We start from the raw sequence: 262 nt of genomic DNA, 5'->3' as shown, positions 1-262 counted from the left end.
ATTTGATATTCTTTGGGAACAGATAACCATTCAATATGCAGCAATAATAAGAGCACAAAAGATAATGTATGTTAAAGATAAAGAAGAAATGATTAAGGAATTAAAGAAACATGAAAGCACAGAAAATAGCGAGAAGATAGAGTATGAATTTCAATTTGCATGGGATAGGCAAGCATCTTTTCTTAATGCACAGAGTAGGGCAATGAGTGAGTTAAGGAGTTTAATTAAGCAGTATGATGAAATGATTCATAAGGATTGGAAT

1 pseudogene is annotated in these 262 nt (G+C 31.3%); it reads left to right on the top strand.

The features are described from left to right. A pseudogene (locus tag IC173_RS20555) lies at positions 1 to 262 on the top strand (hypothetical protein); the annotation flags it as partial.

This window comes from Clostridioides sp. ES-S-0048-02 (genome assembly GCF_020658495.1).
GTDB lineage: Bacteria > Bacillota > Clostridia > Peptostreptococcales > Peptostreptococcaceae > Clostridioides.
Note: the sequence above shows the minus strand (reverse complement) of the source record. Positions and strands in the feature narration are given on the sequence as shown.